Origin of the sequence: Streptomyces sp. NPDC057702, from assembly GCF_042799315.1 — a bacterium.
Taxonomy (GTDB): domain Bacteria; phylum Actinomycetota; class Actinomycetes; order Streptomycetales; family Streptomycetaceae; genus Streptomyces.
Genome location: NZ_JBHVJC010000056.1, coordinates 25,569 through 35,251, shown reverse-complemented (window position 1 = coordinate 35,251; position 9,683 = coordinate 25,569). Strand labels below are relative to the sequence as shown.

Genomic DNA, 9,683 nt, shown 5'->3' with positions numbered 1-9,683 from the left:
CCCGCCACGCGCCCGGCGGGGCCCCTCGCGTGGAGCGGGCCCCGCCGGCGGGCCGGTGGGCTACTTGGCCATGGCCTTCTCGATGTCGTCCAGCACCGACAGGGCCGCCAGCGAACCGCCCAGGCTCGTCCACTTGGAGCCGTCGATCTCGGTCACGTGGCCGGCCTTGACGGCACCGAGCTGCCGGTAGGCGGGCTTGTCGCGCAGTTCGCCGAACAGGTCGGCGTCCTTGCCCTTGGAGGCCAGCGTGCCGATGAACAGCCAGTCGCCGTCGATCTGCTGGATGTCCTCGTCGCTGATGGGCGTCGAGTGCCCGGCGCCCTTCTCGTTCTGCAGCGCCGGCCGCTTGAAGCCCAGGTCCTTCAGGACGTCGCTGATGAAGACGCCCTGCTGCATGACGGCGGTGCCCTTGGCCGAGTAGCGGGCCACGCTCACCGTCGAACCGGTCTTGCCGCCCAGCGACTTCTTGACCTCGCCGACGCGCTTGTCGTAGTCGGCGAGGAAGGTCTTGGCCTCGTTCTGCTTGCCGAGCACCTCGCCGGTGAGGGTGAGCGCCTTCTGCCAGTTCTTGTCCTTGCCCACGGTCATCACGGTGGGCGCGATCCCGCGAAGCTGCTTGAGCACCTGGGCGTCGGCGATCTGCCCGGCCAGGATGACGTCCGGCTTGGCGGCCAGGACCTTCTCCAGGTCGGGGCCGGTGACCGCGCCGACGACCTCGATGTCCTTGGCCTTGTCCGCCAGGTACTCCGGGGCGCCCTTCTGGCCCCGACCCGCCGTCAGGCCGACCGGCTCCACGCCCAGGGCGAGCGAGCTGTCCAGGTCCATCTCGCTGAGCACCACGACCCGCTCGACCTTCTCGGGCACCTTCACGTCGGCGCCGGTCACGTCCTGGACGGTACGGGCCGCCTTGCCCTTGTCGTCATCCTTGTCCCCGTCGTCCGACCCGCACGCGGAGAGCGCGAGCGCGGAGACCAGGGTGAGGGCGGCCAGCGCGGTCAGCCGGGCGCGCGGGGAGCGCGCCACGGTCGAGCGGGCAGAGGCGGCGCGGTCGGCCGAGGGGGACGAGGTCATACGGATCTCCGAAGTGTCAGCCGGCGCGCGGGAGTCACCGCCGCCGGGCCTGCCGTACGGGGCGCGCCGCTGGTCGCGACGGGACGCCCGCACCACCGGGGCATGGCGATCGGCGGGTGGGTCCGGCGACCCACCCGGCGCCCCGGGTCATGAGCGAGGTTAGGGTAACCTCATGTCCGTTGCGCAAGAGGCCGGGCCTCCCGTCGACGTGACGAGGCCCACGACGACCGCACCCGTGAGGCCAGGGCACCGTCCCACGCTGTGGGCCGCCGTGGCCCTGACCACGCTGTTGCTCGCACTGTGCCTGCTCTCCCTTCTCGTCGGCTCGGGCCGCACCCCCATGTCGCGCGCCTTCGACTACCTCGTCGGCGACCCGTCGGCGCGCGCCGACGCCGCGCTGCGGCTGGCCGTGGTGGACGTGCGCCTGCCGCGCACCATCGCCGCCGTCCTGGTGGGCACCGCCCTGGGCGCCGCCGGCTGTCTGCTCCAGGCCGTCACCCGCAACCCGCTCGCCGAGACCGGGTTGCTGGGCGTCAACTCCGGTGCGGCGCTCGGCGTCGTCATCGGGCTGACCTACTTCGACGTCGGCTCGGCCTTCGGCATCCTGGTCTGGGCCCTGGTCGGCGGGATGGCCGCCAGCGCCGTGGTGCTGCTGCTCGCCGCGTCCGGGCGCGCCGCCACCTCCCCGCTGCGGCTGGTGCTCGCCGGCTCCGCGCTCGGCGCCACCTTCCACGGCATGACCTCGTACGTGCTGCTGGGCACGCAGTCCACCTTCGACGTCTACCGCTACTGGACCATCGGCTCGTTGGCCGGCGTCGAGACCCGCACCGCGCTGTCCATCGCCCCGCTCATCGTCGTCGGCCTGGTCATCGCGCTGGGCGCCAGCCGGCCGCTGTCCGCGCTGGCCCTGGGCGACGACAGCGCCCGCGCGCTGGGCCACCACCCGGGCCGTATCCGGCTGGTGGTGGCCGGCGCGGTGACGCTGCTGGCCGGGGCCGCGGTCGCGCTCGCCGGCCCGATCGCCTTCCTCGGCCTCCTCGCCCCGTACGCCGCGCGGCTGGTCACCGGGCCCCGGCTGACCGCCCAACTGCTGCTGTCCGCGCTGGTCGCCGCCAACGTGATGGTCGCGGCCGACATCGCGGCCCGCGTCGTGATCCGCCCCTGGGAGACGCCCGTGAGCGTGCTGCTCGCCCTGATCGGCGGGCCACTGCTGATCTGGATCGCCCGTACCAACCGCCTGCTGGGCCTCGGTACTCCCGGCGGCGGCGCGTGACGCCCGCGCGGCGGCGGCCGGCCCCCGACTCGCCCACGCCGCCCAAGGCCCCCTCCCCCACGGCCACCACCGACCCGACCGCCGACGCGGCACCCGCGACCGGCGTGACATCCGCGACCGGCGTCGCGACCGGCGCGCCAGCGCCCGCGAAGCCCGCCGCCGAGCCGAGCCTGGCCCCCGACGACAGTCTCGTACTGCGCACCGGCACCCTGTCCTGGCTCTTCCCGCGCCGCGCGGCTCTCGTCTCGCTCGGCCTCCTCGCGGTCATCGCCGTCATCGTCGCGCTGGCCACGCTGGCCAGTTCGACCGGCATGAGCCCCGGCACCTCGCTGCGCGGCCTGCTGGGCACCGGCGACCGGCTGACCGTGATGCTCGTCCAGGAGTTCCGCCTGCCGCGCATCGTGGTGGGCCTGCTGGTCGGTGCCGCCCTGGGCATCGCCGGCTGCCTCACCCAGACCCTGGCCGGCAACCGGCTGGCCACCCCCGACATCATCGGCGTGAACGAGGGCGCGACCGCGGCCGTCGTCGCCTCCGTGGTCGGCAGTTCCACCGCCATGGTCGGCGACTGGTGGCTGGGCCCGCTCGGCGCGGCCGGCGCGGCGGCCCTGGTCGTGCTGTGCGCGGGCGGCGCCGGCACCCGTGGCTACCGGGTCCTGGTCGTCGGCATCGGCGTCTCCACCGTCATCGGCGCCATCAGCGACCTGGTGATGTCCCGCCAGAACGACAACACGGCCGGCGGCGTCTTCCTGTGGAGCGTGGGCAGCCTCAACGGACGCGACTACGGGGTGGGCCAGCCGCTGGCCCTGTGCCTGCTGGTCCTGGTCCCGCTGGCACTCGTCGCCGGCCGGCGCCTGGACGTGATGCGCTTCGACGACGACGTGGCCGCCGCCCTGGGTCTGAACGTGCCGCTGCTGCGCTCCCTCACCCTGGCCCTGGCCGTGGCGCTGGCCGGCATCGCGGTCGGCATCGGCGGCCCGATCGCCTTCGTCGCGCTGGCCGCGCCGGTCCTCGCGACCAGGCTCTACGGCCCCACCCGGGTGCCCGTCGTCGGCTCCGCCCTGGTGGGCGCGGCGCTGGTGGCGGCCAGCGACGCGCTGGGCCGGGTGGTGGCTCCCGTGGAGATCCCCGTCGGCGTCGTCACCAGCGTGCTCGGCGGACCGTTCCTGCTGTGGGTGCTGTTCGGCGGCTCCCCCTCCCGAAAGGCGTGACCGTGGAACTCGTCGTCCAACAGCTCAGGGCGGGCTACCCGACGGGCGCCCGTGGCAGGGCCGAGCCCGCCCAGCTCGCCGTCCGGGGCGTGGACCTGACCGTCCCGTCCGGCCAGGTCGTCGCCATCGTCGGCCCCAACGGCTGCGGCAAGTCCACGCTGCTGCGCGCCATGGCCCGCCTCCACCAGCCCCACGCGGGCACCGTGCACGTCGGCGGCCGGGACATCTGGCGGCTGCGCCAACGCGAGGCGGCGCACCGGGTCTCGCTGCTGCCGCAGTCCCCGCAGGCGCCGGAGGCGGTGACCGTCGCCGGCCTCGTCCGCTACGGACGCCACCCGCACCAGGGCCTGTTCCGCCAGTGGTCCCGCGAGGACGAGCGCGCCGTACGCGCCGCGCTGACCGCCACCGGCGTCGCCGGCCTCGCCGAACGCCGCCTCGACCAGCTCTCCGGCGGCCAACGCCAGCGCTGCTGGCTGGCGATGGTGCTGGCCCAGGAGACGCCCGTGGTCCTGCTCGACGAACCCACCAGTGCGCTCGACCTCGGCCACGCGGTCGAGGTCCTGGAGCTGGTCCGCGAGGTGGCCACCGCCGGGCGCACCGTCGTGATGGTCCTCCACGACCTGACCAGCGCCGCGCGCTACGCGGACGTCATCGTGGCCATGCGCGCCGGCGAGGTCGTCGCCCACGGTCCCTCCCGCGAGGTGGTCGACGCGGCGCTGGTGGAGCGCCTGTACGGCGTCCCGGCCGACGTCCTGGACGCCCCCGTCGACGGCTCCCCGGTCATCGTCCCCCGGGCGCGGGTCGGGGCCGCGCCGGTTGACGCCGGGCCGGGCGACGTCGCGCCGGCCGACGCGGAGCGGGGCGAGCCGTCCGTGGCCGGGCCCCGCGAGGCGAAGGCGTCACCGACGTCCTGACCCGGCGCCACCCGACCCCACCGGGCCGGGTGGCTGGCCACGCGGCCCGCCGGGGTGTGCTACGCGCTCTCGCAGGTGCGCTTCGGCGGGCAGAAGTGCCGCGCGGCGCGCTGGGCGACCTCCCGCGCGTAGGCCCGGTCTTCGGCCGTTGCGACCTGGTAGGTGGCCACGCCGTAGACGGCGCCGTCCACGGCCCGGAAGTGGTGCGCGACGACGAACCAGGTCATCTCACCGCCCGGAACCGTGTACTCCAGTACGCACTGTTCGTCCCCCTCGCCGTCGTCGACGCACGCGCGGCCCGTGAGGGAGCTGACGTCGCTCTGCCCCTCCAGGGCGTCGATGGAGTCCTCCGGCGAGGAGCCCGACACGTCGAAGACCCGCAGGAACCGGTCGCCGGTGGGGTCGTCGTAGTCGATCTGGAAGGTCGCGTTCGCCGTGACGCTCGACCGCTTCCACCCCTCGGGGACGGCGACACGAAAGCCCTGTTCGTCCGCGCAGACCCGGGACGGGGGAGCGGTGTCCGGGGACGCCTCGGTCCCCGCCGAGCCCCTGACCGGCGACTGCGCCAGGCGCGCGCAGTCAGGCGGCCCGGCGTTGTCCGACGCCCCGCCGGCCAGGCGCCACACCGCCAGGGCCGTCAGGACGCCGAGCACGAGAAACGCGACGGCCACCGTCCGCAGGACACGCGGGTCGGGCCCACCCTGGGGCGGGATCGGCGGGGGCGGCGCCGTGACGGTGGGGCGGCTGTCGTGGTCGGACTCGTCCCGCCACCGCTGGGCGTCCGCGTTCCAGTGGGGCGGTAGCTCGCTCACCGCGACCGCCCGTCAGGTGCCCAGCAGCGCGGCGACAGTGGCCGCCGAGGCCGCTACGGTGGACACCGCGACCGCGTCGCCCAGCAGCGTCCGCAGGCGCCGCAACCGACCTTCGCCCGCGCTTCCGGTGCGGGTGATCTCGTCCTCCGCGTCGGCCAGCGCCGCGTCGAGGTCCGCGCTCCCGTCGGCCGGCTCCGCGTCGGACAGGTCGGCGCGCAGGTGCCGGAGGGCGGCGAGGAGCTGTGCCGTCGCCTCGTCGCGGGGCGGGGTGGCTCCGTGGTAGCTCCTGGCCTCGGCGTGGCTGCCGATGGCGAAGGTGCTGCCGGACACCTCGCCGATGTGGATCTGGGGCTCGGGCGCTTCACTGGTCATGTCGGAAGGAGTCCCTCCTCGGCGGTGTCGCTCCACCGCCGGTCGTGGCGCGGGCGTGGTCCCCGATGGCGAACGTGCTGCCGTCCACCGAGTCGATGTGGACGCCGCCGTTGCTGATGTTGATGATCTTCTGGGTGAACTCGCCCGTCTGGTAACCGGCTTCGGCCAGCGCCGTCTTGACGCCGTAGGCGATGCGGTCCTGCACACTGCGCAGGTAGCGGTCGACGTCCATGGTCTGGAAGAGCGAACCCCTCGGCCGCGCGGCGATCTCCCGCACCGACACGGCCGGCCCCTCCGGCGGACCGCCGGCGAACTCGCCGGTCAGCCGCCGCCAGTTGTGCACCGCGCGGCGGCCGAGCGCCACCAGGGCCCGGCCGGGCGCGCTGGCGGTCTGGGTGAGGATGTGGACCGCCTTGCCCAGGCCGTTCAGCTGGGCGAAGCGGTACGCCTCGTGGTCGGCCTCCCTGAAGTCCTCGCGGATGGGCAGCAGCACGTGGGGCGCCACCTCCAGCATCAGCATGCGGCCCTGGGTGTGGACGCGGACGAAGACCGTGACGACCAGGTCCTCCTCCCAGCCGTGTACCCGGACGCGCAGGAAGTGCCGGCGCTTCTCGCCGCCCTCCTCGACCGCCTCGGCCCGGTGCCGTGCGAAGGAGTCCTGGTCGTAGGGCGCGTACTCCCGGTGCGGCAGGCCCTCCGCCGGGAGGAACACGCACTCGTCCACCCGCAGTTGCCGCAGCCGGTCCCGGACGGCCCACCCCTCGCGCGCGGCCGTCTCGGCCACCTCGCGCAGCTGCTCCAGGAAGGGCCGCATCGCGGCCAGGAGCGTGCTGTTGCCGATGGGCCGGCGCTCCCCCTCCCCGTCCGGGCGCAGCTCGACCGCCAGGACCCAGGTGTCGTAGGCGGTACCGGCGCCGCAGAAGGGGCGTGCCTCGTGGTACATGACCAGGGAGGCGTGCTGTTCGGCCCGGATGAGCCCCTTCAGCCGCTGGAAACGCCGCCCGGCGTCCCGCTCAGCCGGGTCGTTGGCCGCGTCCGGGAAGTGCTCCGGGGACAACTCGCCGCGCAGCACCCGGTCGAAGTGCAGTTGCTGCCCGACGACGCAGGCGCCCATCGCGAGCAGCGCGGCCAGCGCGAGCCAGGCCCGCGCCACGTCCTGGGGGCCACCCAGGCTCGCCGACGAGGACAGGAAGTCGCCGAGCGTGTTCCAGAACGAGGGAGCCGAGGTCTCATCGTCCTTGTCCCCGGACCCGTCCGACAACCCGAAGCCGACAACCAGGCTGCGGTACACCAGGTAGGCCAGCAGCAGCCGGCCGACCCAGCGGAGGACGAAGACGGGCAGGCGATGGCGTCCCGACGCCCCCACGGTGCCCAGCATCCGCTGCGCGAGGACCAGCAGCAGTCCCGGAATCACCAGGAGCACCATCCACCACTTGGCCGCCACGACACCGGCCGCCAGCAGCCCCAGCACGCCCCAGGCCCAGGCCAGTTCCACCCGCCGGGCCCGCAGGGCGTGCGCCAGGACCCGGGCGGCGTCGAATCCGAGCGAGGGGGCCGCGACCCGGTGGTCCATCAGATAGAGCTCGTCGACGACGCGGTCTCGGTACGTCGCGTCCAGATACGTCCCCGCGCACAGGAGACGGGTGGCCTCGCTCGCGTGCGGGGCGGCGGTCGGGAGCGGGGTGGAGTTCGACGAGGGACGCGGCTGGGGTGGCAGGTGCGCGGTACTCATGGCCCTCTCTACGCCCGCTCGACGCCCGGTCCTCCTCGGTGTGGAAACCCGGCGTGGCGAGGCTCGTCGGCGGGACCCCAGCATAGGCGGGCGGACGGCGCCCGCCGGGGCGCCGCACCGCCGTCTCTCGGCCAACTCCGGTACCCACCACGGGGTTCCGGCCCCGCGCCACCCCGCCGATGGCGCCGGCGCCGGAGCGGCGCGGGTCGGCCCCTCCGCGCCCGGGAGGGCCCGACCCCGTACCGGCCCGCACGCGAGGGCCGGCCCCGTTACGGGGCCAGCGCCACCGCCGGCACCTCGGGCGGCTCGAAGCCGAAGACCTGTCCGTAGAGGGAGAGTTCGGCCTCCAGAACGCGTACCAGGGTTTCCGCGCGACGGAAGCCGTGGCCCTCGCCCTCGAAGGTGAGGTAGGCGTGCGGAACGCCGCGCCCCTTGATCGCCGCGAGGAAGCGCTCGCACTGCGCCGGTGGGCAGATCGCGTCGTCGAGCCCCTGGAACAGCAGGAACGGGGCCCGGAGGCGGTCGGCCTGGTGCAGCGGGGAGCGCTCGCGGTAGCGGCCCGGAACCTCGGAGCGGGGGCCGACCAGGCTCTCCAGGTACCGGGCCTCGAAGTCGTGCGTGTCCTCGTCCGCCCAACTCGCCAGGTCCAGCACGGGGAAGCTGATGGCGCCGCACGCGTAGAGCGAGGTGCCCGTCAGTGAGGCGGCGGTGGTCCAGCCGCCCGCGCTGCCGCCGCGGATGGCCAGCCGGTCGCCGTCGGCGCTGCCCTCGGCGGCCAGCGCCCGCGCCACCTCCGCGCAGTCCTCGACGTCCACCACGCCCCACTGCCCGCGCAACCGCTCGCGGTAGTGCCTGCCGTAGCCGGTCGAGCCGCCGTAGTTGACGTCCACGACCCCGATGCCGCGCGAGGTGAAGTACGCGATCGCCAGGTTGAGCAGCAGCGGTGAGCGTCCCGTGGGCCCCCCGTGCGCCCACACCACGTACGGCGGCGACTCGCCCTCGGGGGCCTGGTGGTCGGGGTTGCGCGGCGGGTAGAGGTGGGCGTGGATCTCCCGGCCGTCCGGTCCGGCGAAGGTGCGGGCCACCGGCTGGGGGTAGTACGCCGGGTCCACCACGTCCGTGTGGGGTTCGCCGACGACGCGGGCGTGGCCGGTGCGGGTGTCCAGCTCGACGACCTCGTACCCGGTGCTGGGGCTCGCGGCCACGCCCACCACCCGGGTGCCGTTGACCGCGAGCGTGGGGTACCACTCGCGCCAGGGCCCGACGAGGTCCACCGGCTGCCGCTCGCCCGCGCCCCGGTCGGCGCCGCTCGGTTCGCCCGCGGCCGGGTCGAGTATGCCCAGCGTGGTGACGCCCCGGCCGTGGATGGTGGCGATGAGCCCGCTGGGCAGCGGCGCGAACCAGCGGAAGCCCACCGTCCACAGCGGGCCGGCGAACTCCTCCGCCCCCGGACACAGGTTGACCGCCGCGCCGCTTTCCGGGTCGACCCGGTACAGGTTCCACCAGCCGGAGCGGTCACTGGCGGCGATCAGGGTGCCGTCGGCCGCCCACTCGACCTGGGCGATGGAGTCCCCGGGGCCGCCGGTCAGGGTGCGCGCGCCGGTGAGTTCGCCGTCGGCGCCCACCTCGGCGATCTTCAGCTCGGTGCCGTCCCACGGCATCCGGGGGTGGTCCCAGGCGATCCACGCCACGTGCCGGCCGTTCGGGGAGCGACGCGGCCCGGTGACGAAGCGGTGCGCGTCGTCGGTGAGTTCGCGCACGGCGTCCCGGTCCCGCGCGGCCGAGCCGTCCAGCGGCACGGCCGCCAGCACGCGGCGTACGTCACCGGGCGCCGGCCCGGTGAACTCCTCCAGGACGCACCACACCTCGCCCCGCTCGGGCACCAGCACCGGGTCCACCCAGCGCAACCCGCCACCGACCGACGACACCGGGGTCAGGGGCCTGGGCTCGGCGCCCCGGCCGTCCGCGGCGTCCGGCTCGTACGCGTACAGCCGCTGGTCGTCGAAGTGGCAGAAGACCAGCAGTGGCCCGTCCTCGGCGCGGGGGGCGGCCACCCAGGCGGCGCCGCCGTACTCCATGACCCGGCTGCGCACGTTCCACGGCCGGGGCAGGACCGACTCCTGGGCCCCGCCGGGCCGCCGGCGGACCAGGGTGCGCCGGCCGTTCTCCGCCGGTCGCGGCGCGGTCCACCACACCTCCTCGCCGACCATGCCCACCTGTTCCGGGCCGCCGTCGTGCGCGGCGGTCAGCTCCGCGCCGATCGGGGACTGCCAGGCTCCGAACGGGGCCGTGGTCACCATC

The 9,683-nt window shown here is 75.0% G+C and carries 8 protein-coding genes; 3 read left to right on the top strand and 5 right to left on the bottom strand.

What is annotated here, in order from left to right:
- Positions 1-60 precede the first annotated feature (60 nt).
- Positions 61-1,071, bottom strand: a complete 1,011-nt coding sequence (locus ACFVFR_RS30035) for an ABC transporter substrate-binding protein (protein WP_383707437.1) — start codon at positions 1,069-1,071, stop codon at positions 61-63.
- Between the two features lie 172 nt (positions 1,072-1,243).
- On the opposite strand from ACFVFR_RS30035, the gene ACFVFR_RS30030 reads away from it, so the two are divergent.
- From ACFVFR_RS30030 to ACFVFR_RS30020, 3 genes are all read left to right on the top strand, one after another.
- Positions 1,244-2,344: a FecCD family ABC transporter permease gene (locus ACFVFR_RS30030; protein WP_383707435.1), complete on the top strand. Its 1,101-nt coding sequence runs from the start codon at positions 1,244-1,246 to the stop codon at positions 2,342-2,344.
- A 104-nt stretch (positions 2,345-2,448) separates the two neighbouring features.
- Positions 2,449-3,552 (top strand): FecCD family ABC transporter permease, encoded by a 1,104-nt coding sequence (locus tag ACFVFR_RS30025; protein ID WP_383707433.1) that lies wholly within the window; start codon positions 2,449-2,451, stop codon positions 3,550-3,552.
- A 2-nt stretch (positions 3,553-3,554) separates the two neighbouring features.
- Complete coding sequence (locus ACFVFR_RS30020; protein WP_383707431.1) at positions 3,555-4,466, top strand: ABC transporter ATP-binding protein; 912 nt, start codon at positions 3,555-3,557, stop codon at positions 4,464-4,466.
- Positions 4,467-4,525: 59 nt separating this feature from the next.
- Here the strand turns inward: ACFVFR_RS30020 and ACFVFR_RS30015 are convergent, their stop codons facing one another.
- The 4 genes from ACFVFR_RS30015 to ACFVFR_RS30000 form a co-directional block, all read right to left on the bottom strand.
- Entirely contained in the window at positions 4,526-5,278 is a 753-nt protein-coding gene (locus ACFVFR_RS30015) for a hypothetical protein (protein ID WP_383707429.1), read from the bottom strand.
- A 12-nt stretch (positions 5,279-5,290) separates the two neighbouring features.
- Entirely contained in the window at positions 5,291-5,650 is a 360-nt protein-coding gene (locus ACFVFR_RS30010; protein ID WP_383707427.1) for a hypothetical protein, read from the bottom strand.
- Positions 5,640-7,382 carry a hypothetical protein gene (locus ACFVFR_RS30005; protein ID WP_383707425.1) on the bottom strand — a complete coding sequence of 581 codons (1,743 nt, stop codon included), beginning with the start codon at positions 7,380-7,382 and terminating at the stop codon, positions 5,640-5,642. The genes ACFVFR_RS30010 and ACFVFR_RS30005 overlap by 11 nt, the downstream gene beginning before the upstream one ends.
- A 269-nt stretch (positions 7,383-7,651) precedes the next feature.
- Entirely contained in the window at positions 7,652-9,682 is a 2,031-nt protein-coding gene (locus ACFVFR_RS30000) for a prolyl oligopeptidase family serine peptidase (RefSeq protein ID WP_383707423.1), read from the bottom strand.
- Position 9,683 lies beyond the last annotated feature (1 nt).

Coding starts and splice junctions, on each gene's coding strand:
- ACFVFR_RS30035 (WP_383707437.1), bottom strand. CDS start 1,071: ATGACCTCGTCCCCCTCGGCCGACCGCGCCGCCTCTGCCCGCTCGACC.
- ACFVFR_RS30030 (WP_383707435.1), top strand. CDS start 1,244: ATGTCCGTTGCGCAAGAGGCCGGGCCTCCCGTCGACGTGACGAGGCCC.
- ACFVFR_RS30010 (WP_383707427.1), bottom strand. CDS start 5,650: ATGACCAGTGAAGCGCCCGAGCCCCAGATCCACATCGGCGAGGTGTCC.
- ACFVFR_RS30005 (WP_383707425.1), bottom strand. CDS start 7,382: ATGAGTACCGCGCACCTGCCACCCCAGCCGCGTCCCTCGTCGAACTCC.
- ACFVFR_RS30000 (WP_383707423.1), bottom strand. CDS start 9,682: ATGGTGACCACGGCCCCGTTCGGAGCCTGGCAGTCCCCGATCGGCGCG.